Raw genomic sequence first — 25,806 nt, 5'->3', positions numbered from 1 at the left:
CGCTGACCGCCGTGCTCGTGTGCACGTCCGTCGAGGGCGGCCGCCCCGTCCGCCCCAGTACGCTCTCCTGGTGGTATCTGGCCTGCTGGCTGCTGTTCGCGGCGGCCGCATGGTCGCTGCGGCGGGTCCCGGCGCGCCACCGTGCGGGCCTGGTCCTGGCGGGCGGGGTGCTGGTCGCGGCGACGGGTCTGGCGGCGCCGCCGACCACCAGCACGGACATGTTCCGCTATGCCTGGGACGGCCGGGTGCAGGCGGCGGGGATCTCGCCCTACGACCACGCCCCCGCCGACCCGGAGCTGGCTTCGCTGCGCGACGACTGGCTGTTCCCCCGGGGCGCCGGGTGCGAGGGTCCGGACCGGGCCCGGTTCGGCGAGCCGGACCGCTGCACCCGCCTCAACCGCCCCAGGGTGCACACGATCTACCCCCCGGTGGCGGAGGCGTACTTCCTCGGTGTCCACGGCCTGTCCCCCTCGGCGGCGCGCCACAAGCCGTTGCAGATGGGTGGCGCCGTGCTGGCGGTGGCCACCACGGGTGTGCTGCTGCTCGTCCTGCGGCGGCGCGGCGCCGACCCGGCGCGTGCGGCGTACTGGGCGTGGTGCCCCGCGGTGCCGGTCGAGGCGGTGAACAACGCGCATGTGGACGTGCTGGCGGTGCTCTTGGCCGTGGCGGGGCTCGGCGCGGTCGCGGCGCGCCGCCAAGCGGCCGGCGGAGTCCTGATCGGCGCCGGGATCGCGGCGAAGATGCTGCCCGCCGTGGTGCTGCCGGGCGCCCTCGCGGGCGTGCTCGAGGGGCGCCGCCCCGACTGGCGGCGCGCGGCGGCCGTGCTCGTCCCGGCGGCGCTGTGCGTGGCGCTCTCCTATCTGCCGTACGTCCTGGTCTCGGACGCCTCGGTCTTCGGCTATCTGGGCGGGTACGCCAAGGAGGAGGGGTACGACGACGCGTCCGCCCGCAGCCGGTACGGACTGCTGCGGCTGGTGGTCCCGGACGCCTGGGCGCTGCCCGCGGCGCTCCTCGTCATGGCGCTCGTCGTCCTGTACGTACTGCGCCGGGGCGATCCCGAACGCCCCTGGTCGGGCGCCCTGTTGGTGCTGGGCTGGGCGTTCTGCCTGATGACCCCGGGCTACTCCTGGTACGCGCTGCTGCTCGTCGCGCTGGTGGCCCTGGACGGCCGCTGGGAGTGGCTGGTGGTCGCCGCGGCGGGAGCCGTCTGCTATGTGACCGCGCGGGCCGTGCCGGACTCCTTCGACACCGTCAGGACGAGCGCGTACGCGGTGGCCGCGGCGGTCGCGCTGGCCGGGTGGGGGGTGCGGCGCCGGTCGCTGTCAGTGGCGCGGGTTAGTGTCTGATCCATGACGACAACTGCCGCGACCGACACGGGAGTAGGGCCGCTGCTGCGCGGCTGGCGCGAGCAGCGCAGGATCAGCCAGCTGGAGCTCGCCCTGCGCGCCGACTCCTCGGCGCGGCACATCAGCTTCGTGGAGACGGGCAGGTCGCGCCCGAGCCAGGAGATGGTCCTGCGCCTCGCGGAGCACCTGGAGGTGCCGGTCCGCGAGCGCAACGCCCTGCTCCTGGCGGCGGGTTACGCCCCGCGGTTCACCGAGACGTCCCTGGAGGATCCTTCCATGGGCGCCCTGCGCGACGGCATGGAGCGCCTGCTGCGGGGGTACGAGCCGTTCCCGGCGCTGATAGTCGACGGCACGTACACGGTCCTGGCGGCGAACCGGGGCATCGCGATGCTCCTCGAAGGCGTGCCGGAGCGGCTGCTCGTCCCGCCGCTCAACGCGATGCGCCTGACCCTGCACCCGCAGGGCCTGGCGCCGCGCATCCGCAACCTCCGCCAGTGGCGCGGACACCTGCTGGAGCAGATGGAGCGTCAGATCGCGCTCCTGCGCTCGGACGCGCTGCGCGAGCTGTACGAGGAGGTCGCGGCGCACCCGGTTCCGGAGGCGGCGGAAGAGGACACCTCCGAGCGCGCCGACTGCCCCTTCGCGCTGCCGCTGCGCATCGAACACCGGGGCACGGTCCTGTCGTTCCTGTCGACGATCGCCACGTTCAACACGCCGATGGACGTGACCGTCTCCGAGCTGGCCATCGAGACGTTCCTGCCGGCCGACCCGGAGACGTTCGCGTACCTCCGGTCGCTCACGCCGTAGGCGGTACGCGGTCGAGGAAGCCCGCGACGGTGGCGATCCGGCCGTCCCCGGCGAGGGTGACCACATCGGATCCGGCGACCGGCGCGGACCCGTCCGCGGCCGACACCAGCTCCCAGCGGAACCGGGCCACGTCGTGGTGCCCGTCGACCGTGCCCTCCAGACGGAAGACGTAACCGGGGAACTGGGCGTGGGTGCCGCCGATGACCGCCGCTATGGCCTCGTGGCCGGTGACGTCGGACAGCGGGTCGGTGTAGCCGCCACCCTCGCTCCAGGCGGCCTCGACGGCCTTGGCCAGCTCCTCGGCCGAGCCGGTGGCGTTCCACGCCTCGAAGTAGCGGGCGACGGCGGTCTCGTAGCGGTTCTCGGACAAGGGAATCAGCCTCCGTGGAAGTGGGTCGGGAAGACAGGTACCGGGGTGGAAGCCGGGCCCCGGCCGGAGTGCGCCGCCCGGGACCCGATGGCTCCACCTTGCCGGGCGGGGGTGGCGGGGGTCGATTACCGCCCAGGTAATGCGGTCCGGACGCGGTCCGGGTGGGGGCGTCCGAGCCCGTCCGCCCCGGGTCGTCGCGGGCCCGTCCCGGGGGCCCGTCACCCGAGTGACCTACCCGGTCCGCAATATCCCTCTAATCGGTTAAATGCCCCCTTCGAGGACATGCCCATGATCACGCTCGGGGATACGTCACAGGCACACGTCCGCACACCCCTGGAGCACCCGCGTGGAAACCGCAGGCGTCCGCCCGGCAGGAGACAAGGAAGTTCCATGGCCACCCTGTGCCGCCCCTCAGTAGCCGTACCCGACCATGTGATCACGCAGGAGGAGACGCTCGCCCTTGCCCGTGAGACCCACGCCGACCACCCTCAGCGGGACCTCGTCCTGCGCCTCATCCAGAACACCGGGGTCCTCACCCGCCACCTCGTGCAGCCCATCGAGGACACCCTGCGCCACCCCGGCTTCGAGGAGCGCAACCTGCTGTACGAGTCGGAGGCCAAGGCCCGGGTGCCCGGCGTCGTCCGGCAGGCGCTGGCCAACGCCGAGGTCGAGCCGCAGGAGATCGACCTGATCGTCTACGTCTCCTGCACCGGCTTCATGATGCCGTCGCTGACCGCCTGGCTGATCAACACCATGGGATTCAGGACCGAGACCCGGCAGCTGCCGATCGCCCAGCTCGGCTGTGCCGCGGGCGGCGCCGCGATCAACCGCGCGCACGACTTCTGCACCGCCTATCCGCGGGCCAACGTACTGATCGTGTCCTGCGAGTTCTGCTCGCTCTGCTACCAGCCGACCGACATCGGCGTCGGCTCGCTGCTCTCCAACGGTCTGTTCGGCGACGCGATCTCCGCGGCCGTGGTGCGCGGCGAGGGCGGCACGGGCGTACGGATCGAACGCAACGGCTCGCACCTGGTGCCCAACACCGAGGACTGGATCTCGTACGCGGTGCGTGACACCGGGTTCCACTTCCTGCTCGACAAGCGCGTCCCCGGCACCATGGAGATGCTCGCTCCCGCGCTCAAGGCGCTGGTCGCCCAGCACAGTTGGGCCATCCCGGACATGGACTTCTTCATCGTGCACGCGGGCGGCCCGCGCATCCTGGACGACCTGTGCCACTTCCTGGAGCTGCCGCCGGAGATGTTCCGCTTCAGCCGGGCCACCCTCACCGAGCGCGGCAATATCGCCAGCTCCGTGGTCTTCGACGCGCTGGCCCGGCTCTTCGACGAGGGGGGCGCCGCCGACGGGGCGGGCGGCCTCATCGCGGGTTTCGGTCCCGGCATCACGGCCGAGACGGCGATCGGGCGCTGGGTCGCGGCGGCCCCCGTCCCGGCGGCGATGGCGGCGGCGATGAGCACCTGAGACCCGCCGCGCCCAGAGCCCGCCTCAGCGCTGCGGGGGCGTCTCGCGGGCGCAGGACGTCCCCGCGGCGGGCAGGACGCCGTCGAGCAGGAAGGCGTCCGCCGCGTCCCGGACGCACTGCGAGGCGGTGTAGCCGCCGTGCCCCTCGCCCTCGTAGGTGAGGACCACGCCCTTGCCGAGGCGCCGGGCCGTCTCCGCCGCCCACGGGTAGGGGGTGGCGGGGTCGCCCCTGGTGCCGATGAGCAGGGCGGGCGGCGCGCCGGTGCGGTGGATCGAGCGGATGAAGTCCGTACCGGCGGGCCAGCCCGTGCAGGAGATCGCCGCGCCCGCCTGCTCGGGGCCGAACATGGGGCTGGCCTTGGCGAACCTCGCCTCCAGTGAGGCGAGTTCCGCGGCCGGGTCCTTGGCGCGCACCGGGTCGTCGGCGCAGTTGACGGCGAGGAGCGCCTCGCGGCTGTTGTCGTCCTCGGTGCGGCCGCTCCGGGTGTCCTTCCCCGCGAACTGCCGGGTGATCTCCTCCAGGAGCGCCGGGTCGCCCTTGTCGTGGAGGGCCGCGATGCCCCGCGCGAGCGTCGGCCACAGCTGCTCGGCGTAGAGCGCGTCGGTGAGGGCGGTCCGCAGGTCGGCGGAGGTGAAGTCGGCGCCGGAGGCGGTTTTGGCGCCGGCGCGCTCCAGCCGGGCGACGGTCGCGTCCAGGGTGCCGGCCGCCCGGGCGGTGCTCGCCCCGAGCGGGCAGCGGGCGCCCCGGGCGGCGCAGTCCGACAGGAAGGTGTCCAGAGCCTTCTGGAAGGCCGTGGCCTGGGCGAACGCGGACCGGGCGGCGTCGGCCGTCAGCGAGTCCACGGCGTCCAGGACCATCCGGCCGGTGCGCCGGGGGAACTGCGCCGCGTAGACCGCGCCGAGCCGGGTGCCGTAGGAGATGCCGAAGTAGTTCAGCTTCCGGTCGCCGAGCGCCCGGCGCAGGACGTCCAGGTCGCGCGAGGCGTTGATGGTGCCGACGTACGGCAGGAGCTTGCCGGTGGTCCTGCGGCACCCCTCGGCCACCGCCCGCAGCTCCTCGACGAGCTGGGCCCGCCCCTCGGCGTCATCGGCCGGAACGCTGCCGGAGGAGCCCTCGATGACCTCCTCGGCCTCGGCGCCGCAGCGGACGGGGGCGCTGCGGCCCACCCCGCGCGGGTCGAAGGTCACCAGGTCGTAGGCGGGCGCCAGGCGCGCGGTGTCGGCCATGAAGTCGCCGAGCCCCTTGAGGCCGGACTCCCCCGGGCCGCCGAAGTTCAGCACCAGCGACCCCTTGGGGGCGCCGGCGCGGGCCGGGGCCGCCCCGGTGCCCGTGCCGGTCGGGCCCTCGCCCGACTCGGCCGCCCGCACCCGGGCCACCGCCAGGGCGATGGTGCCGTCCTCGGGCCGGGCGTAGTCGATGGGCACGGTCAGCTCGGCGCACTCCATGCCCTTGGGGGCGTCCTTGACCGTGCAGCCGCCCCAGACCAGGCGCTGGGAGTAGAAGCGGCTCAGATCGGGCTGGGCGCCGTCCGCCGCGGCCGGGACCGCCAGGGCGAGCAGCGCCATCGCCGCACCGGCCGCGCCCGCTGTCGTACCTCCGCGCATGGCAGACCTCTCGGTCGGGTGTTCCCGGAGCAAACGTAAGCCGCCGAACGGAGTACCGCACGACGAACCACCCACTGTCGTCACGCTCCGTGAGAACAGCAGGTCACCAGGGCGGTGGCCAGGAACGGGCCACCGCCCTGCCGTGGGGGTCCCGGCTACTCGCCGTGCGGGTCGGCCGGAGGTCGGCGCGGCTCCTCGCGGGGTTCGGGGTCCTCGGGTTCGGGGGTCGCGGTGGCCGGTCGGATCCGGGCGGCCTCGGCGCGCAGCATCGCGTTGAGCGCCGCGAAGGGGTCGATGGGCATGGCTGAACCACCTCGCTGTGCTGGTGAGTTGACGTACCGCTGGGTCGTTCCGCACGGAACGCTCAGCAGCGCAGCACCACACAGCGCACCCCGTCGGGGGAGGCAAACCGGCCGGGACCGCCCCGGGCCGCCGCGGACCGCCCGGATCCGGCGGGCCGGGGGGCCGCCGGCGCGGAGCGGGTGTCCGGCGCCGGGCGGCTCGGGCGGGCCGCCGCCCGGGGCGCGGGAGCGGCCTCGTCGGGCTGCTCCTCGCCCACCGGGCCCGGCACCATCGAGGAGGAGGCCGCCCGGTCCACGGGCGGCCCCGCCGCCTCCGCCCCCGGCGCCGCCCCGAGCAGCGCGGCCACCACGAGCAGCACCACGAGGGTGCGGCGCAGGGTGGCGGGGAGAGCGGGCGGCATGCCACAACCCTGCCCGCGAACGACCGTGACCTGCTCGGATCCGGGCGAGATCCCCTCTCCCGGGTGAATGTCCGTCAGCCCGTGAACTCGTCGGACCGGCGCGCCAGTCGGGCGAGCCTCCCGGTCATGCCCGGACACCCTCCCGTACCACCTGCTCGGGCAGCTCCGCCGCGTCCTGGCGGGCGGCCTGCTTGCGGGCGGCGAGGACGGCGTACACCAGCACGCCCGCGAAGAGGAACAGCACGCCCTGGTAGACCGCCTGGTAGCCGGAGCCGGCGACCAGCCAGAGGGAGAAGGCGGCGGCGAGCGCGGCGAGCAGGCCGTCGCGGACGAGCCGGCCGCGGTGGACGCGGTCGGCGCGGCCGGAGGCGAGGAAGTAGATCTGGGCGGCCGTGGACAGCAGATAGGGAACGGTCGCCGTGAAGGTGGTGACCAGGACCAGCATCTCGAAGACGCCCTTCGAGCCGGCCGTGTAGTTGTAGACGGTCAGCGACGAGGCGAGGACGACCGTGACCAGGACGCCCACGGTGGGCACGCCCCGGTTCTTTCGCGCGAAGGCCTGCGGGAACAGTCCGTCGCGGGCGGCGGCGTACGGGGTCTGGGCGCTCAGCAGGGTCCAGCCGTTGAGGGCGCCGACCATGGACACCAGGGCTGCGACGGCGACCGCGGTGCCGCCCCAGGCGCCGCCGAACATGGCGTTCACGGAGTCGGTGAAGGGGGCGGTGGAGGTCACCAGGCGGTCGTGGGGCACGGTGCCGAAGACCGCGAGGGTGCCCAGGAGGTAGATCAGGGCGGCGCCGAGGGTGCCGAGGATGGTGGCGCGGCCGACGTTGCGGCGCGGGTCGCGGACCTCGCCCGCGCTGACGGCGGCCGATTCGACGCCGAGGTAGCTGAAGAGCAGGATCGCCGCGGAGGCGGAGACGGCGCCCATCGCGCTGTGGTCGTCGGCCTGGAGGGGGCCGAGGTTGGCCGGGTCGAAGAAGAAGAGCCCGCCGACCGCCACCAGCAGCAGGGGCGCGAACTTCAGGACGGTGGAGACCAGTTGGACCGCGCCCACGTACCGGGTGCCCGCGAGGTTGGCGAGCGCGGGGAGCCACTGGAGGGCCAGGGCCGCCGCGATGGTGGCCGCCTTGTCGCCGTGCAGGGGGACCAGCACGTCGAGGTAGCCGACGGCCGCCACGGCGAGCGCCGCGTTGGAGACCCAGGTGGTGATCCAGTACGACCAGGCCGCGAGGAAGCCCGCGAAGTCGCCGAACGCCTCGCGCGCGTAGACGTACGGGCCGCCGGTCCGCGGCAGCCGCTGGGCCAGGCGTCCGAAGACCAGGGCCAGCGCGATCGCGCCGACGGTCAGGACCGCGAAGGCGAGCAGGCTGATGGTGCCGAAGGGGGCGACGGACGCGGGCAGCAGGAAGATGCCGCCGCCGATGATGTTGCCCATGACCAGGGCGGTCGCCACCGGCAATCCGAACTGCCGGGCATGCCTGCTCTGGGTGTCCTGCGTGGTCATGGGGTGGTGCGCCTCTCTCCGTGCCAAAACCCGTTCATGGTCGGGTACGGAGGGCCCTGCTCAAAATCACGCGGATTTGTCCCGTACGGCCGCCCCCTCAACCGGAAAAGGTCCTTCCGCTTCTGCCTCGGGCCGCGGAATCTGCGGGCCGGCCGAAACCGGCACCTGCGGCCCCATGCACTCGCGCAGCCACCGCCGCAGCACCCGGTGCACCTGCTCGGCGCCCACCAGCAGGTCCCCGTCGGCGACCGGCGCCGACAGCACCCGCGGCCACAGCAGGAAGGCGTGCGCCTGCTCGCCGCCGAGCCCGCCGTGCGAACCGATCTGCTCCTCGAAGGCGTGCACCTCGCCGGTGACCGGGTCGTACATGGAATTGATCATGATGTCGGCGGTGTGCGGGAAGGTGTCGGTGCGCCGCACGGCCTCGGCGGCGCCCGGCCCGAACCCGGTCAGCGGGCCGCTGCCGTCCCGCAGTTCACCGATCGGCACCTCCTGGAGGCGGTCCGCGTCCGCCCCGCCGATGACCACGGCGCCGTGCTCCTCGCTGCGCACCAGCAGGAACCCGATGCCGGGGTGGCCGGCGAGGGTGCGCAGGAGCGCGGGGTGGCGCCGGTCGATCTCCTCGCGGCTGAGCCGCCCCGCGGTGCCGGGGAAGGAGACGAGGCCGAGGTTGCCGGAGGCGAGCACGACCGGGTCGGAGGCGGGGCCCGGCTCCCCGTTGCCCGCGACCGGCCGGTGCAGCGCGACCCGCACCGCGTCCCGCGCCTCCGCGCCGCTCCTGGTGCGCCCGGCGCCGCGCGGCACGGGCAGCCCGCATCCGGCCCGGACCAGGTCCTTCAGGGTCAGTCCGTAGGCACCCGCGAAGGTCTCCCCCGGGCTCTGCCCGTGGTCGGACAGGAGCACTATCCGGTACGCGCGCGGGGCGTGCTCGGCCACCTTGGCGAGCAGCGCGATGGACCGGTCGAGCCGTTCCAGGACCTTGCGGGCGTCCCGGCCGCGCGGCCCGGAGTGGTGGGCCACCTCGTCGTACGCCACCAGGTCGGCGTAGACGGCGGTGCGCCCGGCGAGCATGTCGCCGATCACCGCGGCGACCACCACATCGCGCTCGACGACGGTCGCGAAGGCCCGGATGAACGGATAGAGCCCGCCGCGCCGCACCCGCGGCGTCTCGCCGCGCAGCCGGGCGCGGGTGGACTGGCCGATCTCCCGGCCGACCTCGGCGACGAAGGAGAGCGCGGTGCGCACGGCGTTGGCCGGGTCGGAGAAGTACGCGAAGTAGCCCGCCCGGGAGCGGTTGCGCGGGCCGCGCCGGGCCGCCATCGACAGGACCAGGGCGAGCTGGTCGGCGCCGCCGGAGAAGAGGTTGCCCCGGCTGGCGCCGTCGACGGTGAGCAGTCCGGCGTCGCCGGTGCGCTCCACCGCGCGGCGCTGGAGTTCGACGGCGCAGGCCGGGCGGTTGGAGACCATCAGCTCGCCGGTCTCCTTCTCGTACCAGCGGAAGGCGGGCACGTCGAAGGTGGAGCCGTGCAGGATGCCGAGCTGGCTGGCGCCGGTCTGGCTGGACCAGTCGGTGCGCCACGGGGTGAGCCGGTGGGTGCGCTCCAGCCAGCCGGCCACCGTCGGCATCAGACCGGCGCCGACCGCGTGGCACAGGACGTCGTGGCCGACGCCGTCGAGCTGGAGGAAGACCGTGCCGGGCGTCTCCTCGCCCGGCCGGTCGTCACCGCGTCTGCGGCGGCGCCGGTCGGCCAGGCGCGAGAGTCTGCGCCGGTAGGCGTTGTCGTCGCGGACCGCCAGCGCGGTGGAGGTCGCCGAGGCGACGGCCGACATCACCGCGGCCACCACCACCGCGGTCTCCGGCTGGGCCGCGCCGCGCCCGCTGGGGATCAGGCTCAGCGCGATCAGCAGCAGCGAGCCGTTGAGGAAGAACACCAACAGGCCCAGGACCAGGGCCGGGACCAGCAGGAAGGCCCGCACCACCAGCGGCCACACCAGGGCGCTGAGCAGACCGAACGCCCCCGCGCCCCAGACCGCGGTGAGCGCGACGCGGGTGATGCTGTCGCCGCCCGCGGACTTCAGCCGGAAGTCGGGGAGGATCCCCGCGAGCGCCATCATCGTGAGGGTGGACACCGCCCACACCACGACCACCCGCACCAGGGCGCTGCCCGCCGTCCGCCATCGCCCCGCACTCACGCCGCTCGTCACTGCCTCTCCGCCTGGCCCGTTCACCCCCAGCGTGTCACAGGGGCGGGTCGTGGCCGACGCGATGGACCGGCGGTGCGGAGCGTGCTGGGCGGGGTGGGCGTCAGCAGCCGTCGTAGCCGGCGGTGGGCATCGAGAGCCTGCGGTGGATGTGGGCCTTCTTGGCCGCGTCGTAGTCCGGTTCGACGAGCCCGGCCGTCTCCAGCCGCACCCCGCGCCGCTCGCACTCCGCGGAGAAGTCCGGCACGGACGTCAACGCGCGCGCCAGGACGCGCTCGTTGGGCGCGACGAAGAGGTCCACCTGGCCGGCCTCCACGTCCGTCCACAGGCCCTCGTGGTCGGGGCGCAGCCCGTAGAAGAGCAGCTGCCGGGTGACGACGTATCCCTTGTCGGCGGCCCAGCGCGCGCACATGTCGTGCTGGCTGCGGGTGTCCACCAGGAAGGGGTCGAGGTCGAGTTCCTCCAGCGGGGTCAGACTGGCGATCGCCGCCACTCGCACGTCACCCATGACCGACCCCCATGCCCTTCGTCGTGGTGCCGACCCTACTCCTGGTTCACGGCGGCGAGGAGTAGCCGCATGAGTGGCAGATCTTCCAGCCGTCCTGGGTGACCGCGAGTATCCCGCCGCAACGCGGGCACTGCTCCGAGTGCATGATCATGCCGGGCCTTCCCTTCGTGACCTATGAGTACCCCGGGCCCCGTCCGGTGCGCCCCCCGACACATAGGCTCGTACACAACAGCGCGCACGGTGGTTTTCGAGCGGAGGAGATTTCGGGTGCCGGTGGAGATCACCTGGTGGGGTCATGCCACCTGCACGGTCGAGGACTCCGGCGTGCGGGTGCTCACCGACCCGCTCTTCGCCCGGCGGCTGGCCCATTTGCGCAGGCGGCAGGGGGCTCTGCCGCCGCCCGACGCCGCCGTCGCCGACGTCGTCCTCGTCTCGCATCTGCACTCCGACCATCTGCACCTGCCCTCGCTCGCCCGGCTCGCCCCCGGGACCCGGCTCGTGGTGCCGCACGGCGCGGTCGCGGCCGTGCCGGGGCTGCGCCGGCTCGGGCTGCCGCTGACCGAGGTGCGGCCCGGAGACCTCGTCGAGGCGGGGGAGCTGCGGATACGGGCGGTGAGCGCACGGCACGACGGGCGCCGGCTGCCGTTCGGGCCGCACCGGGCGCCCGCGCTCGGCTTCGTCATCGAGGGCCGGGCCCGCACCTACTTCGCCGGGGACACCGGGCTCTTCGACTCGATGGCCGAGGAGGTCGGGCCGGTGGACGTGGCGCTGCTGCCGGTCGGCGGCTGGGGTCCGTTCCTGGGCCCGGGCCATCTGGACGCGGGCCGGGCCGCCGAGGCCCTGGCACGGCTCGACGCGCGGGCGGCGGTCCCGGTGCACTACGGCACGTACTGGCCGATCGGGCTCGACGGGGTGCGCCCGCACGAGTTCCACGCGCCCGGCGACGACTTCGTCCGCCACGCGGCCCGGCTGGCGCCCGGGGTGACGGTGCACCGCCCGGCGCACGGCGAGAGCGTACGGCCCGGGGCCACCCGGTGATCGCCGCGTTCCTGGCGCGGGCGGCGGCCCAGGTCCCGCCGGAGCCGACCCAGCAGGCGCTCGGCTATCCGTCCCTGTTCATCCTGGTGGTCCTCGGCTCGCTGGTGCCGGTGGTGCCGACCGGGGCGCTGGTGTCGACGGCGGCGGTCGTCGCCTTCCACCAGACGGCGTGGTTCTCACTGCTGCTGGTCTTCGGGGTGGGCGCGCTGGCCGCGTTCCTGGGGGACGTCGGCCTGTACTGGCTGGGGCGGCGCGGGGTGCGCTCGCGCGGCGGGTCGCGGTGGCTGGCGGCGCTGCGGGACCGGGCGGCCCCGGACCGCCTGGCGCAGGCCGAGGAGAAGCTGAACCGGCACGGGGCGGCGGTCCTGGTCCTGTCCCGGCTCGTCCCGGCGGGCCGGATCCCGGTGATGCTGGCGTGCCTGCTGGGCGGGATGCCGCTGCGCACCTTCATCCGCGGCGACGTTCCCGCGTGTGTGGCCTGGGCCGGTGCGTACGGCCTGATCGGCATCCTGGGCGGCTCGCTCTTCCCGGAGCCGTGGCAGGGCGTGGTGGCGGCGGTGGCGCTGACGGTACTGATCGGCGCGGCCCCGGCGGTGTGGCGCAGGGCGAGGCACGGCACGCCCGCCGATCCGGCCGAGGCGCCGCACCCCGAGTAGCGGGCGGGTGGCGGGAGGGGCGCCGTGGAACCATGCGGTTCGGCGTCCCGCCCGCCCACCACCGGTCCGGGCCCCCTGACCGGCACCTGCCGCTCGCCCGGGGCAGCCGGGTACTCACAGCCCGGCGAGGGCCTCCGCGAACGTGGTCAGGGCCTGGCGTACGTGCGGCAGTCGTAGCGGGTCCGGTGCCTCAAGGGTTCGCGCGGCCTCCTCCTCGGTCGCCCCGAGGAGCGGTCCCGTGGCGAGCCGGGCGCGCAGCGCGCCCAGTTCGTCGCCGAAGCGGTGGCCGCCGGGGGCGGGGGCGCCGAGCCGGGCGGTCAGGTACTCCTCCAGCTCCATCGAGTCGGTGACCCCGCGCGCGGCCAGCCGGCTCCGCAGCCCGCCGAAGTCGGCGTAGAGGTGGCGGCCCGCCTGCGGGGGCCGGGCGAAGGCCCCGGCGGCGAGGACCGCGCGGTGGGCCTCGGCGGCGAGGGTGCCGTGCAGGACCGCGGCCCGGCGCATCCGTACCGCCACCGGGTCGGGCTCGCCCAGGGCGTACGCCGCGGCCTCCGCGACCGGGCCCGCCACCACCGAGCCGAGCGCGGTGAGGACGTCAAGGGTGCGGGCCCGGCGCTGGGCGCCGTGCTCGGTGCCGGGGAAGCGGGCCACGGCGGCGGGCCACCCGGCGGGGGTGAGCGCGCCGGACAGGTCCGACAGGACGGTGACGTCGTCGGGGCACATCTCGGCGGGGCTGAACAGGACCGTCTCGTGCGGCCGGTGCAGGGTGTCGCGCCAGGTCTCGTCGCTGATGATGTGCAGCCCCTCCCCCACGGCCGCCTCGCACGCCTCCCGTACGGTCTCGGGCGGCGCGACCGTCGCGGCCGGGTCGTCGGCGACGGAGAGCACCAGGACCCGGGGCAGCCCGCCCTCGGTGCGCACCCGGCGCACGGTCTCCAGCAGGGCGTACGGATCGGGCACGCCACCGCACTCCGCCGGGGTCGGCACGTGGAAGGCGGGCCGCCCGAGCAGCCGGGCCTGCGGGGTCCACCAGGCCGGGCAGGGGCGGGGCAGCAGGACGTCGCCGCCGAACGAGGCGAGCAGGGCGAACAGGAGCGGCTGGGCGCCGGGCGCGGCGGCCACCAGGTCCGGGTCGCAGCGCAGTCCGCGCCGGTGCCAGTAGCCGCAGGCGGCGCCGCGCAGTTCGGGTCCGCCGCCCGGGGGCTCGGGCCGGGTGCGCCCGGCGGCCTCCGCGAGCACCTCGGCGAGCCGGGGCAGGACGGGCAGCCCGGTGCCGGGGGCGGGCGGTCCGTACCGGACGGGTCCCCGGCCTTCCGCCACCGTCCCGTGCATGCGCCGCCTCCTTCACGCCGTGCGGTCCGCCGTTTCGGCCCTTGAGCCCTTTATACGGAGGTTTGCTCCGCAGCGCCGCTCCTCATGCCCGCCCGGCCGTTCCCGATCCGGTGGCGGCGCCCGTTCAGGAGAGGCGGGTGAGGGCGGAGAGCTCGTCCTCCAGACCCCGGCCCTTGGTCCGCACCACGCCCTCGGCGACGTCGGACAGCTTGCGGTTGGCGTGCTGCGAGAGGGTGCGCAGCAGCGCGAAGGCCTTCTGCGCGTCGCAGCCCAGGACGTGCATCACGATGCCGCTCGCCTGGTCGATCACCGGACGGGTGCGCAGCGCGGCCTCCAGCTGCTCCACCTCGGCCAGCGCCGCGCGGTAGCGGCGGTCGCGCGCGATCCCGGCCGTCGCCTCCTCGCCGAGGATGCTCACCGGGCCGCTCACGGCGTCGTCGAGCGCGCCAGGACGGAAGCTGTAAAGGCTGAGGGTGACCTCGACGCCGCCGCGGCGGAACGGAAGGGTCACACAGGACCGTACGCCCGACTCCAGGGCGACCGCGCGGTAGCCCGGCCAGCGCTCCTCCGTCAGCAGGTCTCCGGTGTCCACCGGGGCGCCGACGTCCAGCGCGGTCGGGATGGGCCCCTCGCCGCACTCCAACTGGACGCTCACCAGCGGTTCGAGGTCGGGGTGCGTGGCGGTGACACGGCGCTCGGGACCGCTGTCGGCGAGGGTCGCGACGGCGCCGCAGGAGGCGGGCGCGCAGCGCACCGACTGCTCGGCGAGCCGGGAGAGCCGGCCCACGGGCGAGACGGGGTGCGGTCGTTGGTGTTCCGGCTCGGAGAACATGGGAAAACCTCCTGAACCGCGCATTCCCCGCGCCGGGACCAGGAAACGGCGCCAGCGGCTAACTTGCTGCTATGACGCAGACGGTGGACGAGTTCGGCGAGGAACTGGCGGACTTCGTCAGACGGGTGGGCGAGCTGCGCACCGCGCGCTCCCAGGACGCCGGGGAGCAGCTCACCCTCCTCGACGCCGCGCTCTTCGAACTCCAGCATGTGGCCGACCAGTTGTGGCCCCGCTACGAGCGGTGCGTCGCCGACGCCGCGGGTGCGGCCGGGTCCCCGGCCGACCGGCAGGAGCGGCTGCTGCTGAAGGCGCTGTTCCAGCGGCTGCCGCTGCCGGTGGCGCTCGTCGACCGCGAGACGGTGGTGCGCAGGCTGAACTTCGCGGCCACCGGTCTGACCGGGGCCCGCGCCGGTTACGCGACCGGTCGGCCGCTGGCCGCCCTGCTGATGCCGGGCGACCGCGCCGCCTTCCGCTCCCAGGCGGCGGCCGTGGCCCGCGGCGAGGGCGACCGGGGGCTGACCGTCCGCCTCCAGCAGCGGCCCGGGGAGCCGCTGTTCGTCACGCTGTCCGCGCTGCGTCCGCCGGACGAGCCGCAGCCGGCCGTCCTGGTCGTCTTCCAGCCGGGGATGTCACCGCCCGCCCCTGCCACCGTCCCGGTGCCCGAGGTGCCCGACCTCACCGAGTCGACGCGGCACGCCCGGCTGATGGACCTGGTGGACACGATGGCCGGGGCGCTGCTGCGGCTGCCGCCGGGGAACGGCGCCGAGGTGCTGGAGACCGCTGCCCGGGTGCTCTGCGGGCGCTTCGCCCAGTGGGTGATCGCCGATGTGGTGGAGGACGGGCTGCGGCGTGTCGCCGTGCTGGGTCCGGCCGCCGAGGAGGACGCCGGACTGCGCCGGGCACTCGCGGGGCAGGACCCGTCCCGCGCCCCGCTGGTGGCCGAGGCCGCCCGGGCGGGGGTGACCGCGCTCCAGCTCCAGCCCGAGGACACCGACGGGTTCGGCCACGACGCGGCGGGCACGGCGGTCCTCGCCCGCGCGGACGTGACGTCGCTGCTGTGCGTACCGCTCGGCGCGCCCGGCCCCGTACAGGGGGTGCTCACCCTCTTCCGTACGGGTGCGGCCCGCCCGTTCTCGATGGCGGAGGCGCAGGCGGTGGACGTGATGTCCCGCCATGTGGCGCTGGCTATGCGGCGTCCCGCTCCGCCGGGCGGTGAGCGGCCGGAGTCTGCTCCCGCAGGGCCTGATCCCGCAGCCGAGTGCAGCAGCGGGTGATCAGCCGGGAGACGTGCATCTGGGAGATGCCCAGGTCCTCGGCGATGCTGCTCTGCGTCATGTCCCGGAAGAAGCGCATGTAGAGGATCTGGCGCTCGCGCGGCGGCAGCCGGCGCAGCCCGGGCTTGACCGACTCGCGGTCGACGACGACGTCGAGCGCCGGGTCGGGCGCGCCCAGGGAGTCGCTGAGGCTGTACCCGTCCTCGGTGCCCGGCAGTTCGGCGTCGAGGGAGAGCGCGGAGAAGCTGTCCAGCGCTTCGAGACCGGCCTTGACCTCGTCCTCGGTCATCCCGGTGTGCGCGGCGATGTCCGCCACCGAGGGATTGGGCGAGCCCCCGCTCTGCATGAGTTCCTGGCGGGCGGCGCGGACCCGGCCGCGCAGGTCCTGGACCCGGCGCGGCACGTGCAGGGTCCACATGTGGTCGCGGAAGTGGCGCTTGAGCTCGCCGGTGATGGTCGGCACCGCGAAGCTCTCGAACGCGGCGCCGCGCTCCGGGTCGTAGCGGTCGACGGCCTTGACCAGACCGAGGGCGGCGACCTGGCGCAGGTCGTCGAGGGCCTCGCCGCGGTTGCGGAACCGGCCGGCCAGCCGCTCGGCCATCGGCAGCCAGGCACGGACGAGCTCCTGGCGCAGCGCGTGCCGCTCGGGCCCGGGGGGCAGGGCGGCGAGACGGAGGAACGCGTCGGCGGTGTCGGGCGCGTCGTCGTGCGAGTGCTTGGCTGTGGCAGGTGCGTACGTACGCATGCGGACAGCTCCCTGGGGACGGTGTAATCGGATGGTGGTCACCGCTGGGAGGGGGCTGTGCCGGGGGCCGCGGCCGGAGCACGGGCACGCCCGGAGCGGACAGCCGCTCCCACGGACGTGCCTCCGGTCCGAAGCACGACGTGCGCCTGCCCGGGGTCTCGCACTCCAAACCCCCCGGATTTCGGGCATGGCCGTCGTGGGCGGGGGTACTGCGCCAGGACCGATCCGGCACGGAGGAAGGGCGGACAGCGATGGCACGGTACGTCCGTGAGGTGATGACGGCGGGTGTCGCGGCCGTACGGCCCGACGCCTCACTGGTCGAGGCGGCCCGGCTGATGCGCGCCCAGGACGTCGGGGACGTGCTGGTGGCCCGGGGCGACCGGCTGATCGGGGTGCTCACCGACCGGGACATCGCGGTGCGCGCGGTGGCCGAGGGCGTCGATCCGCTGGCGGTCAGCGCCCAGTCGGTGTGCACCCGGTCCTCGGTGAGCGTGCGCCCCGACGACGAGGTGGCGACGGCGCTGCGGCTGATGCGGCGGCACGCCGTGCGGCGGCTGCCGGTGGTGGAGGGCGGCCGGCCGCTGGGGCTGGTGAGCCTGCGGGACGTCACCGCGCACCAGGACTGCCGCCCGGCGCCGCCGCGGAGCGGCCCGGCGGCGGCGCCCCGTCCCGCCCGGGTGCCCCGCCAGGGCCGCTGGGACGACCGGCCGAGGCCCCCTCACCTTCCCTGATCCGCCGTCAGGCGGTACGGCCCAGCATCGCGAGCAGCCGCGTCTGGGCGTCGGCCCCCTCGGGCACCGCCACGGGCGCGGCGAACAGGCTCGGCGGCAGCTGGTCGGCGTAGCCGCCGAACTCCCGGCCCGCCGCGTCCACCAGCGCGTCCGGCAGCCGCTCGTCGGCGCCGATGGCCCGGGCCAGGTCCCAGGAGTGCACCACGGCGTCCGCCGTCAGCTGCGAGCAGTACGCGGCGGCGGGCGTCCTGCCGTACGAGAGGTCGACCGTGCCCTCCAGCGCGCCCGGCGCGGCGAAGGCGGCCTCCGCGGCGGCCCGTACGGTCTCCCAGACGTCCGCCGGGTCCTCGCCGAGGACGTCGCCGTCGAAGGCGTCCCCGACCTCGGCGATGGTGCGGCCCTGTTCGACCAGCGGCGGCACCCACAGCTGCTCGACGGCCAGATGGTTGACGAGGTCCCGCACGGTCCACTCGGCGCACGGCGTGGGCAGGTCCCACTGCCCGGGCCGGACGGCGTGGACGTGGGAGCCGAAGAGGGCGAGGGCCTCGCGGTGGAGGCCGAGGAGCCGGGTGCGGTCCGCGGACGCTGGGGAATCCATGAGGCCACTGTGTCCGACGGGAGCCGACGGCTCAAGCACGGATTGCGCTGTCCGCGGGCGGGTACCCATGGTCCATGTCTTTTCCGTCCCAGCCGTCCGTGCCACCCCCCGTCGAGCGTTCGTTCTGGACCGGCGGCCTGCCCCGCCGCCTCAGCGACCGCGACCGCGAGCTGTTCCAGGTGGCCGCCGGCCGCAACTGGCCCGGGGCCCGCGCGGTGTTGCCGCGGCTGAGCCGGGCCGCCGACCACGGGCTGCTCTGGTTCGGCGCCGCCGCCGCGATGGCGGCCACCGGCTCGCCCCGGGCGCGGCGGGCGGCGCTGCGCGGGGTGGCCTCGCTCGCGCTCGCCTCGGCGACCGTCAACACGGTGGCCAAGCGCTCGGTGCAGAGGCCCCGGCCGATACTGGAGCTGGTGCCGCTGGTGCGGCAGTTGAAGCGCCAGCCGATCACCACGTCCTTCCCGTCCGGCCACTCCGCCTCGGCGGCGGCCTTCGCGACCGGGGTAGCCCTGGAGTCGCTGGGCTGGGGCGCGCTGGTGGCCCCGGTCGCCTTCTCGGTGGCCGCCTCCCGCGTGTACACCGGGGTGCACTATCCGGGTGACGTCGTGGTGGGCGCGGCCCTCGGCGTCGGCGCGGCCTTCGCCGTCCGCGGCCTGGTCCCCACCCGGCGCCAGCTGCCCGCGCCCGGCCGGCCGTACACGGAGGCGCCCGCGCTGCCCGGCGGCGAGCATCTGGTGGTGGTGGTCAACGAGCGCTCCGGCACGGCCGCCGCCAAGGCCTCCGCGGTACGTGACGCGCTGCCGCTGGCCGAGGTGATCGAGTGCGCGCCCGAGGACCTTGAGGCGACGTTCGACAAGGCGGCCCGGCGCGGCCGGGCGCTCGGGGTCTGCGGCGGCGACGGCACGGTGAACCGGGCCGCGGTGGCCGCCGCCCGGCACGGTGTGCCGCTCGCGGTGTTCCCCGGCGGCACCCTCAACCACTTCGCGTACGACCTGGGCATCGAGGAGGTCCAGGACACCGCACGCGCGCTGGAGGCGGGCGACGCGGTCAAGGTGGACCTGGGCCGGTTCACGCCGGGCCCGGACGGCACGGCCGCCGGGTACTTCGTCAACACCTTCAGCCTCGGCGTCTACCCGGAGCTGGTGCGGCTGCGCGAGCGCTGGTCGCCGCGGATCGGCGGCTGGCCGGCCGGGGTGCTGGCGGCGTTCGAGGTGCTGCGCGGCGAGCGGCCGCTGGAGGCCGAGGTGCACGGCAAGCCGCACGCGCTGTGGCTGCTGTTCGCGGGCAACTGCATCTACCAGCGTCTCGGCCCGGCCCCCGCGCACCGCTACGACCTGGCCGACGGGCTGCTCGACGTGCGGGTGGTGCACGGCGGCAGGCTGCCCGGACTGCGGCTGCTGGCGGCCGCGCTCGCCGGACCCCTCAGCCGCTCCCCCGTCCACGCGGCCCGGCGGCTGCGCCGACTGCGCATCGGCGCCCTCGCGCCGCGCACCCCGGTGGCGTACGACGGGGAGGTCGCCCACATAGAGGGTGAGCTGACGGTCGACAAGCTGCCCGAGGCGCTGACGGTGTACCGGCCGCCGGTCCGCGCGTGAGGCGCGGGCCGGGCGGTGACGCGGCCGTCTAGTCGGTGAACGTCCCGCCGGGCTGGAGCAGCCGCAGCCGCTGGCCGAGCCCGGCGGCGGCGAACGCCTCGGTCAGGGAGTCCGCGCCCTCGCTGAAGTGGCCCCAGTGCTCGAAGTGGAGCGGCACGACATGGCGGGCGCCCAGGATCCGGGCGGCCTCGGCGGCGGCCTCGCTGGTCAGGGTCAGTGGGGCGCCGTCGAGGAGCGCGGTGCGCGCCGCCCCGGCGAAGAGCACGGCCACGTCGACCGGCCCGAAGCGCCCGGCGATCGCGCGGACGTGGTCCAGCGAGGCGTTGTCGCCGCTGATGTAGACGGTCGGCACCGCGTCGCCGTGCAGGACGAAGCCGGTGACCTCGCCGGTCACCGCCTCGGCGCCGTCGGGCCCGTGGAGCGCGGGCACTCCGGTGATCCGCAGCCGTTCACCGAGTTCGTACGTCCGCCAGGTGGGCAGCGCGGTCACGGCGTTCCCGAGCCTGGTGTGGGCGGCGGGCGTCGACAGGACGAGCGGCACCCCGGCCAGATAGGCGCGGCCGGACTCGTCGAGGTTGTCGGGGTGCTGGTCGTGCGAGAGCAGCACCGCGTCCACGGCGCCCATCTCACCGGCCTCGACGGCCGGTCCCGCCGTCTTGACGAGCTTGCGGCCCGGTCCGATCGGATAGTCGCCGGGCGCGTCGAAGGTCGGGTCGGTGACCAGCCGGAAACCGCAGATCTCCACGACGGCGGTCGGGCCGCCCACGTACCGGATCGCTACCTCACCCATGGTGCCCTCCCAAGTGATCTTCCTTGCTCGGCAGGGGTAACGCACCCGACGCTACGGGGTGTTCCACCCCGGCGGTAGTACGGACCGCGTGGAGTGCGCCCGCCCCGGAGCGCGCCCGGCGGACTGGACCACGCGGTCCATATGGTGAAACACAGGTCTCACCATGCGACATGGCGGCGTACGGTGGCCGTACCGACCGCACAGGTCGGACAGCTCCGACAGGGAGAGAGGGAGCCGGTCATGCCCCAGGAGACCGCCGTCTACACGCACGGCCACCACGCGTCCGTCCTGCGCTCGCACACCTGGCGCACCGCGGCCAACTCCGCCGCGTATCTGCTCGGCGAACTCCGGCCCGACGCGCGGATCCTGGACATCGGCTGCGGGCCCGGCACCCTCTCCGCCGACCTGGCCGCGCTGGTCCCGGACGGGCACGTCACGGCGGTCGACGCGGCGCCCGGCATCGTCGAGCGGGCGCGGGCGTACGCCGAGGAGCGCGGGCGGTCCAACATGGCGTTCGCGGTCGCGGACGTGCACGCCCTCGACCACCCCGACGCCTCCTTCGACGTCGTCCACGCCCACCAGGTGCTGCAACACGTGGGAGACCCCGTCCGGGCCCTGCGCGAGATGCGCCGGGTCACCCGTCCGGGCGGTCTGGTCGCGGTACGCGACAGCGACTACGCCTCCTTCACCTGGTTCCCCGAAGTCCCCTCCCTGGACGCCTGGCTGGCGCTCTACCACCGCGTCGCCCGGGCCAACGGGGGCGAGCCGGACGCGGGGCGGCGGCTGCGGTCGTGGGCGCGCGCGGCCGGGTTCACCGACCTCACCTGCACCGCCTCGGCCTGGTGTTTCGCCACGTCCGACGAGCGCGCGTGGTGGAGCGGGCTGTGGGCGGAGCGCACGGTGGCGTCCACGTACGCACGGCTCGCGGTGGACGGCGGCCACACCACCGATGCCGGTCTCGCGGAGATCGCCGAGGGGTGGCGGGAGTGGGCCGCCGCCGACGACGGGTGGTTCATGGTCCCCCACGGCGAGATCCTCTGCCGCGTCTGACGGTCACCAACTAGGCTCGTTCGTATGGAGATCCTCGGAACCACTTTGCGCGTCTGCGTCGACGATCTGGAGACCTCGGTGGCCTTCTACGAAGGCCTCGTCGGAAGCAAGGCCCTGCGCTTCGAACGCGGCGGGGTCTCGGTCGCCGCGGTCGGCTGCTTCCTGCTGATGAGCGGTCCGGAGTCGGAGCTGGAGATCCTGCGCAAGGTGTCGGCCACGATCGCCGTGAAGGACCTCGACGACGCCTACCGCGCCCTGACCGGGGTGGGCGCCCGCGTCATCGCGGGCCCGGTCCCCACCCCGGTGGGCCGCAACCTGATCGCGGTCCACCCGGACGGTTCGGTGTTCGAGTACGTGGACCACCGGGGGTAACCGGCCCACCGGGGCGCGGGGTCGTGGCGCGCGGGCGCGACAGCGTCCGTCATGGGGGCGCGGTGCCGGTCCGGCAAGCTCCCGCACTCCGAAGCGCCCCCCTCAGCAGGACGGTGGCCGCGTCCGGTACGCGTACGCGTACCGGTCCGGCAGCGGGTCGTCCGTGATCCGCGACCACACCTCGGCCGGCACCTCCGCGCCCTCGCGCAGGTCCGCCACCTCGAACCCCGCGTCGAAGACGGCCCGCGCCCCGGCCGGGTCCCCCTCGGCCAGCAGGATGCGGGCCTCCAGGAGCCGGAACGCCCCACGCGCCCGTACGGGGTCCCGCAGCCGGTCCCAGACGGCGCGGGCGGCGTCGGGCCGGTCCGCCGCGAGCAGGGCCGTGATCGCCTCGCGGCCCAGCGCGGCGGTCGCCGCCACCCAGTGCTCCCCGTCCCGCCGCTCCTCGCACAGGTCGTCGAACGCCTCGGCGTAGAGGTCGGCGGCCCGGTCCGGGTTGCCCGCGAGCCGGTCCGCGACCGCGAGGCAGCGCAGCAGCGGCCAGCGCGAGGGCGCGAGCGGCAGCCCGCGCTCCCAACTGCGCACCGCCTGCGCCCGGTCGCCCGCGTGCCACTGCGCGACCCCGAGGTGGTACTCGGTGAGCGGGGACGCGGGTGCCGTCTCCAGCATGTCGCGCCAGTGCGGCGCCACCAGGGTCGGGCCCGGCGGCACGACCCGGCGCGGCTCGGGCAGCGCGCCCGCGTGCAGCAGCGCGAGCCAGGGCGCCTGCTCCTCGCCGAGCGTCGACTCGGGAAACGGCGTACCCGGCAGCTTCAGGTTCCCCCGCAGCACTTCGAGCGCCCCCCAGCCGGACCCGGTGGCCAGGGAGGTGGTGGGCTCGGCGTCGGCGTACGGGCGCCAGGCCGCGTACGCCTCCTCGACGGTCGCGCGCGGCAGCGCCCTCTCCAGTCGGCGCGCCACCTCCTCGCGGGCCGCCCGCCAGTCGTCGCCGTGCACCTGCCCGGGATCGGCGGCGAGCGGTCCGTACGCCTCCAGCCAGGCGAACTCCCCGCCCGCCTCCAGCGGTACGTGCTCCAGCTGGGTGCGGGCCAGGCCCGCCTGGATCTCGGCGTAGCCGGCGGTGCCGGGCTCGGTGAGCCACTCCTGCCAGCGCCGCCCGACCCGGCCCGTGCCCCACAGGAACAGTTTGCGTCCCCGCAGCAGGTCGGTCGACGTCTGCACCAGGCCCTGCCCGGACGCGTCGAGCGAGGCGATCCAGCGGCGGGCGCCGTCGGGCACCTCGTAGAAGTAGTCGGCGGGGTGCTCGCCGCGCAGCGGGTACGTAGGGTCGGCGCCGTCCCCCTCCGGGACCGGCACGCGCCGCAGGGTGCGCGCGTACCCGAAGTGCCAGGCGCTGTCGGCGGGGGCGAGGACGCGGGTGCGCGTCCCCTCCTCCACGGCGGTGTTGGACCACCAGTAGACGGGCGCGGCCCGCTCGTGCGGGTTGCGCACGCGGACGCCCACGTACAGGAAGTCGGCGTCCTCGGGCAGCCAGAGGTCCACCTGGAACGGCAGGTCGCGCAGCCGCTCCCACTCCCACAGCCGCAGCATCTCCCCGCCGTCGGGGGCCGGGACGACGGCCGCGTGCACCGGGGCGAAGGCGAGGGTGGAGTGGCCGGTGGCACCGATGTTCCACTCGATCCCGCCGGAGAACCAGGCGCCGTTCAGGGCGAAGCCGGCGGGCTGGAGGACGGGGTTGACGTAGAGGAGTTCGCGGCCGGTCGGCTTGTGGAAGAGGGAGCGGATCCGGCCGCCGAGGCCGGGCAGGACGGTGACCCGCAGCCGGGAGTTCTCCAGGACGAGGGTGTCCAGGTCGGTGGGGGTGCGCTCACGGCCGTAGCCGTCGAGGATCCGTACCGGCAGGACCGTGCTCAGCGGCTGGTGGCCGATCTGCCGGGCCATGTCGCGCGGCATGTCCTCGCGGACACGACCGGCCGGATCGTCGAGGGTGTGCACCTCGTCGAGCGGCCGCAGCGCGGGCAGCGGGTTGGGCTGCCCCAACGGGGCGGCGGGCAGGGTCAGTACGGAACGTCGCACGGTCGTGGCCAAGACACCCTCATTCCCTCGCGCGGTCGGCCGCCCCGTCCCCGCGGCCTCCCCGTGACCATGGAACACGGCGGGCGCCGCGCTGACCAGAGGAGCCCCTGGTCAGGATTGCGCAAAGGCCGCCGTCCGGGCGGGGGTTCAGCGGGGTTCGACCATCTCCGCCGTGATCGCCCAGCGCTGGTGGTCGCGCCAGGCGCCGTCGATGAAGAGGAAGTCGGGCGAGAAGCCCTCCAGGCGGAATCCGGCGCGGCGCACCAGGGCGATGGAGGCGAGGTTGCCCGGCTGGATGTTGGCTTCCAGGCGGTGCAGTCCGAGCGTGGCGAACGCGTACCGGGTGACCACGTCCAGCGCCTCGCTCATCAGCCCGCGCCCGGCGGCGTGCGCGAAGGCGCCGTAGCCGAGGGCGCCGCTGAGGAAGGCGCCCTGGACGACGTTGTTGATGTTGATGAACCCGGCGATCCGGTCGTCCTCGGGGGTGCAGACGAGGAACCCGTACCGGTTCGGGTCCGCCAGCAGCCGCTCCGCGTAGACGGCATACGCGTCGGGTTCGGTGGGCGGGAACAGCCACGGCGCATGCAGGGACCGGCTCGCGCGGGCCAGCGCGGTGAACTCCTCCGCGTCCCCGAGCGCGAAGGACCGAAGGCCCACACGGGGGCCCCGGGCGAGATACACGATCTTGTCGAGCACGGGGTCAGGGTACTGGGGGGGAACGGGGGGGTGAGGTGGCCGGGCGGGGCTCGTGGGGCGGGCGGCCCTCGGGGTCACTTGCCGCGGAGCGACTCCACCAGTTTGTCGATGCGCCGCTGCCGCGTCTCGGGGCTCTTGGCGCTCTCGATCTCCCCGACCTGCTTGCGCTTGAGGCTGAAGGCCATCCGCTCGTACGCCCCGCGCAGCGCGGGGTCCGCGTCGAGGACGGCCGCGAGGTCGTTCGGCGCCTCGACCACCCGCGGCTCGTCGTCGAGGCGCAGCTCCACCTCGATCTCCTCGCCCAGGTCGACCCCGCTCGCCTCGCGGTTGGCCGCGCTGATGCCGATGAGGATCTGTCCGCGCATGGCGGCGACCCTGGTACGCCAGGAGTGGCCGTTGATCTTGACCACCACCGGGGGCCGCTTGCCCTGCCCGAGCTCGTCGATGACGTCCTGCGGCACCTCGACGCCCAGCGCGTTGCCGGACGGGATGACCGTGGCCCTGAACTTCATGCTCGCACTCCTCGTCCGTACCGTCTGCCGTGTCAACCGGCCACGATATACCGGGAGTTGCTCCCCGACCGGCCGTTCCCGCGCCGCGCCGACAGGTCGCGCCGCTCCTCCCGTACAGGATGGGCGGATGCCGTACGGCACGGGCGCCGGAGCGGGCCGTACGGGTGAGGGGCGGTTCCGGCCGGGGCACCGGCCGCCCGGCCGCCTTGTCAGACAAGTAGGGGTCGGGTCATGCTTGCGCCATGGCAGTCAGCGGACAGCAGCGCAGGCCGGTCGTCGCCCTGTACGAGCGGATCGCCGACGCGATCCACGACGGCACCTACCCGCCCGGTTCCACCCTGCCCTCGGAGCCGAGGCTCGCGGGCGAGCTGGGGGTGAGCCGTCCGGCGCTGCGCGAGGCGCTGCTGCTGCTCCAGGAGGACGGGCTGCTCTCGGTGCGCCGGGGCGTGGGGCGGACCGTGAACGACCGGCCGCCCCGACGCGGCTTCGAGCAGCTCCAGCCGCTGGAGGAGCTGCTCGGGGCGGGCGGGCCGGTACGGGTGCGCGCGCTGCTGCGCAGCGTGGAGGAGCCCACCGACTTCACCACCCAGCACCTGCTCCCCGGCGCCGGGGCCGAGCTGCGGTTCTGGGAGACCGTGTTGGTCGGCGAGGGTCTCGCGGTGGCGTTGTGCCATGAGTGGGCCGCGCCCCAGGACGTGCTCGAACGGCTGCACCCCGCCTTCGCCGCCGCCCTGGCCGACGAGCCCGCCCGCTCCATGCTGGCGGTGCTCGCGGACGCCTCCCGGGGCGTACCGCTGAGCGCGCACAGCGGGGTGACGGCGACCCTGCTCGGGCGCCGCAGGGGCGAGCAGCTGGAGCGCCCGGCGGAGACCCCGGCCGTCCTGGTCACCCAGGTCGTCCGGGTGGAGGGCACCCCCGTCCTCGCCGCCAAGCACATGCTCCCGAGCGGCGCCCCGGCCCTGCCGGTGCTCCACGGCGGGTAGGCCGG

26 protein-coding genes are annotated in these 25,806 nt (G+C 74.9%); 11 read left to right on the top strand and 15 right to left on the bottom strand.

Going from position 1 to position 25,806, the window contains the following annotated elements:
- The first annotated feature begins 17 nt into the window (after window positions 1-17).
- Entirely contained in the window at window positions 18-1,346 is a 1,329-nt protein-coding gene (locus ABZ404_RS05650; protein ID WP_358834399.1) for a glycosyltransferase 87 family protein, read from the top strand.
- 3 nt (window positions 1,347-1,349) lie between these two features.
- Window positions 1,350-2,153 carry a helix-turn-helix transcriptional regulator gene (locus tag ABZ404_RS05645; protein WP_358834390.1) on the top strand — a complete coding sequence of 268 codons (804 nt, stop codon included), beginning with the start codon at window positions 1,350-1,352 and terminating at the stop codon, window positions 2,151-2,153.
- On the opposite strand, the gene ABZ404_RS05640 is transcribed toward ABZ404_RS05645, so the two are convergent.
- Entirely contained in the window at window positions 2,143-2,529 is a 387-nt protein-coding gene (locus ABZ404_RS05640) for a nuclear transport factor 2 family protein (protein WP_358834398.1), read from the bottom strand. The two genes, ABZ404_RS05645 and ABZ404_RS05640, sit on opposite strands and share 11 nt — an antisense overlap.
- Window positions 2,530-2,913: 384 nt before the next feature.
- Between ABZ404_RS05640 and ABZ404_RS05635 the strand changes: the two genes are divergently transcribed.
- Complete coding sequence (locus ABZ404_RS05635) at window positions 2,914-4,002, top strand: type III polyketide synthase (protein WP_358834389.1); 1,089 nt, start codon at window positions 2,914-2,916, stop codon at window positions 4,000-4,002.
- A gap of 24 nt (window positions 4,003-4,026) precedes the next feature.
- Here ABZ404_RS05635 and ABZ404_RS05630 read toward each other — a convergent pair whose 3' ends face one another.
- The 6 genes from ABZ404_RS05630 to ABZ404_RS05605 all read right to left on the bottom strand — a co-directional run bounded on the left by ABZ404_RS05630 (window position 4,027) and on the right by ABZ404_RS05605 (window position 10,527).
- On the bottom strand, window positions 4,027-5,607 hold the full coding sequence (locus ABZ404_RS05630) for an alpha/beta hydrolase (RefSeq protein WP_358834388.1): 1,581 nt from the start codon (window positions 5,605-5,607) through the stop codon (window positions 4,027-4,029).
- Window positions 5,608-5,762: 155 nt separating this feature from the next.
- Window positions 5,763-5,909 carry a hypothetical protein gene (locus tag ABZ404_RS05625; protein ID WP_358834387.1) on the bottom strand — a complete coding sequence of 49 codons (147 nt, stop codon included), beginning with the start codon at window positions 5,907-5,909 and terminating at the stop codon, window positions 5,763-5,765.
- A 62-nt stretch (window positions 5,910-5,971) separates the two neighbouring features.
- Complete coding sequence (locus tag ABZ404_RS05620) at window positions 5,972-6,310, bottom strand: hypothetical protein (protein WP_358834386.1); 339 nt, start codon at window positions 6,308-6,310, stop codon at window positions 5,972-5,974.
- Between the two features lie 124 nt (window positions 6,311-6,434).
- Window positions 6,435-7,817, bottom strand: coding sequence for an amino acid permease (locus ABZ404_RS05615; protein ID WP_358834385.1), 1,383 nt, complete (start codon window positions 7,815-7,817; stop codon window positions 6,435-6,437).
- Window positions 7,818-7,883: 66 nt separating this feature from the next.
- The gene (locus ABZ404_RS05610) at window positions 7,884-10,010 is read right to left on the bottom strand and encodes a phage holin family protein (RefSeq protein WP_358834397.1); all 2,127 of its coding nucleotides are present in this window, start codon (window positions 10,008-10,010) and stop codon (window positions 7,884-7,886) included.
- 112 nt (window positions 10,011-10,122) lie between these two features.
- A complete protein-coding gene (locus ABZ404_RS05605) occupies window positions 10,123-10,527 on the bottom strand; it encodes a hypothetical protein (protein WP_358834384.1) in 405 nt (134 codons plus the stop codon).
- Window positions 10,528-10,794: 267 nt separating this feature from the next.
- On the opposite strand from ABZ404_RS05605, the gene ABZ404_RS05600 reads away from it, so the two are divergent.
- Together ABZ404_RS05600 and ABZ404_RS05595 are read left to right on the top strand one after the other, a co-directional pair.
- A complete protein-coding gene (locus ABZ404_RS05600; protein WP_358834383.1) occupies window positions 10,795-11,565 on the top strand; it encodes an MBL fold metallo-hydrolase in 771 nt (256 codons plus the stop codon).
- Window positions 11,565-12,221: a VTT domain-containing protein gene (locus ABZ404_RS05595; RefSeq protein WP_358834396.1), complete on the top strand. Its 657-nt coding sequence runs from the start codon at window positions 11,565-11,567 to the stop codon at window positions 12,219-12,221. Before ABZ404_RS05600 ends, ABZ404_RS05595 begins: the two co-directional genes overlap by 1 nt.
- Window positions 12,222-12,335: 114 nt before the next feature.
- On the opposite strand, the gene ABZ404_RS05590 is transcribed toward ABZ404_RS05595, so the two are convergent.
- Window positions 12,336-13,550, bottom strand: coding sequence for an aminotransferase class I/II-fold pyridoxal phosphate-dependent enzyme (locus ABZ404_RS05590; RefSeq protein WP_358834382.1), 1,215 nt, complete (start codon window positions 13,548-13,550; stop codon window positions 12,336-12,338).
- 124 nt (window positions 13,551-13,674) lie between these two features.
- Complete coding sequence (locus ABZ404_RS05585) at window positions 13,675-14,382, bottom strand: ANTAR domain-containing protein (RefSeq protein ID WP_358834381.1); 708 nt, start codon at window positions 14,380-14,382, stop codon at window positions 13,675-13,677.
- 71 nt (window positions 14,383-14,453) lie between these two features.
- On the opposite strand from ABZ404_RS05585, the gene ABZ404_RS05580 reads away from it, so the two are divergent.
- On the top strand, window positions 14,454-15,656 hold the full coding sequence (locus ABZ404_RS05580) for a PAS domain-containing protein (RefSeq protein ID WP_358834380.1): 1,203 nt from the start codon (window positions 14,454-14,456) through the stop codon (window positions 15,654-15,656).
- Here ABZ404_RS05580 and ABZ404_RS05575 read toward each other — a convergent pair.
- Window positions 15,568-16,401, bottom strand: a complete 834-nt coding sequence (locus ABZ404_RS05575) for an RNA polymerase sigma factor SigF (protein WP_358834379.1) — start codon at window positions 16,399-16,401, stop codon at window positions 15,568-15,570. The genes ABZ404_RS05580 and ABZ404_RS05575 overlap by 89 nt on opposite strands.
- Before the next feature lie 251 nt (window positions 16,402-16,652).
- Between ABZ404_RS05575 and ABZ404_RS05570 the strand changes: the two genes are divergently transcribed.
- Window positions 16,653-17,132, top strand: coding sequence for a CBS domain-containing protein (locus ABZ404_RS05570; RefSeq protein ID WP_358834378.1), 480 nt, complete (start codon window positions 16,653-16,655; stop codon window positions 17,130-17,132).
- A 7-nt stretch (window positions 17,133-17,139) separates the two neighbouring features.
- Here the strand turns inward: ABZ404_RS05570 and ABZ404_RS05565 are convergent, their stop codons facing one another.
- A complete protein-coding gene (locus tag ABZ404_RS05565) occupies window positions 17,140-17,730 on the bottom strand; it encodes a TIGR03086 family metal-binding protein (RefSeq protein WP_358834377.1) in 591 nt (196 codons plus the stop codon).
- Between the two features lie 74 nt (window positions 17,731-17,804).
- On the opposite strand from ABZ404_RS05565, the gene ABZ404_RS05560 reads away from it, so the two are divergent.
- Entirely contained in the window at window positions 17,805-19,322 is a 1,518-nt protein-coding gene (locus tag ABZ404_RS05560; RefSeq protein ID WP_358990148.1) for a phosphatase PAP2 family protein, read from the top strand.
- A gap of 28 nt (window positions 19,323-19,350) precedes the next feature.
- Here the strand turns inward: ABZ404_RS05560 and ABZ404_RS05555 are convergent, their stop codons facing one another.
- Window positions 19,351-20,112: an MBL fold metallo-hydrolase gene (locus ABZ404_RS05555; protein ID WP_358836092.1), complete on the bottom strand. Its 762-nt coding sequence runs from the start codon at window positions 20,110-20,112 to the stop codon at window positions 19,351-19,353.
- Between the two features lie 240 nt (window positions 20,113-20,352).
- Here ABZ404_RS05555 and ABZ404_RS05550 point away from each other — a divergent pair, with 240 nt between their 5' ends.
- Together ABZ404_RS05550 and ABZ404_RS05545 are read left to right on the top strand one after the other, a co-directional pair.
- A complete protein-coding gene (locus tag ABZ404_RS05550) occupies window positions 20,353-21,162 on the top strand; it encodes a methyltransferase domain-containing protein (RefSeq protein ID WP_358836091.1) in 810 nt (269 codons plus the stop codon).
- A gap of 24 nt (window positions 21,163-21,186) precedes the next feature.
- The gene (locus ABZ404_RS05545; protein ID WP_358836090.1) at window positions 21,187-21,534 is read left to right on the top strand and encodes a VOC family protein; all 348 of its coding nucleotides are present in this window, start codon (window positions 21,187-21,189) and stop codon (window positions 21,532-21,534) included.
- 102 nt (window positions 21,535-21,636) lie between these two features.
- Here ABZ404_RS05545 and ABZ404_RS05540 read toward each other — a convergent pair whose 3' ends face one another.
- The 3 genes from ABZ404_RS05540 to ABZ404_RS05530 all read right to left on the bottom strand — a co-directional run bounded on the left by ABZ404_RS05540 (window position 21,637) and on the right by ABZ404_RS05530 (window position 24,818).
- Window positions 21,637-23,622: a DUF5107 domain-containing protein gene (locus ABZ404_RS05540; protein ID WP_358836089.1), complete on the bottom strand. Its 1,986-nt coding sequence runs from the start codon at window positions 23,620-23,622 to the stop codon at window positions 21,637-21,639.
- A 135-nt stretch (window positions 23,623-23,757) separates the two neighbouring features.
- Window positions 23,758-24,291 (bottom strand): GNAT family N-acetyltransferase, encoded by a 534-nt coding sequence (locus tag ABZ404_RS05535; protein ID WP_358836094.1) that lies wholly within the window; start codon window positions 24,289-24,291, stop codon window positions 23,758-23,760.
- Window positions 24,292-24,380: 89 nt separating this feature from the next.
- On the bottom strand, window positions 24,381-24,818 hold the full coding sequence (locus ABZ404_RS05530) for a YdeI/OmpD-associated family protein (RefSeq protein WP_358836088.1): 438 nt from the start codon (window positions 24,816-24,818) through the stop codon (window positions 24,381-24,383).
- Window positions 24,819-25,060: 242 nt separating this feature from the next.
- Between ABZ404_RS05530 and ABZ404_RS05525 the strand changes: the two genes are divergently transcribed.
- Window positions 25,061-25,801 (top strand): GntR family transcriptional regulator, encoded by a 741-nt coding sequence (locus ABZ404_RS05525; protein WP_358836087.1) that lies wholly within the window; start codon window positions 25,061-25,063, stop codon window positions 25,799-25,801.
- The last annotated feature ends 5 nt before the right edge of the window (window positions 25,802-25,806 follow it).

The organism is Streptomyces sp. NPDC005878, from assembly GCF_040629815.1.
In the GTDB taxonomy this organism is placed as follows: Bacteria; Actinomycetota; Actinomycetes; order Streptomycetales; family Streptomycetaceae; genus Streptomyces.
The sequence above is the reverse complement of the archived record's forward strand: the minus strand, read 5'-3'. Positions and strand labels throughout refer to the sequence as shown.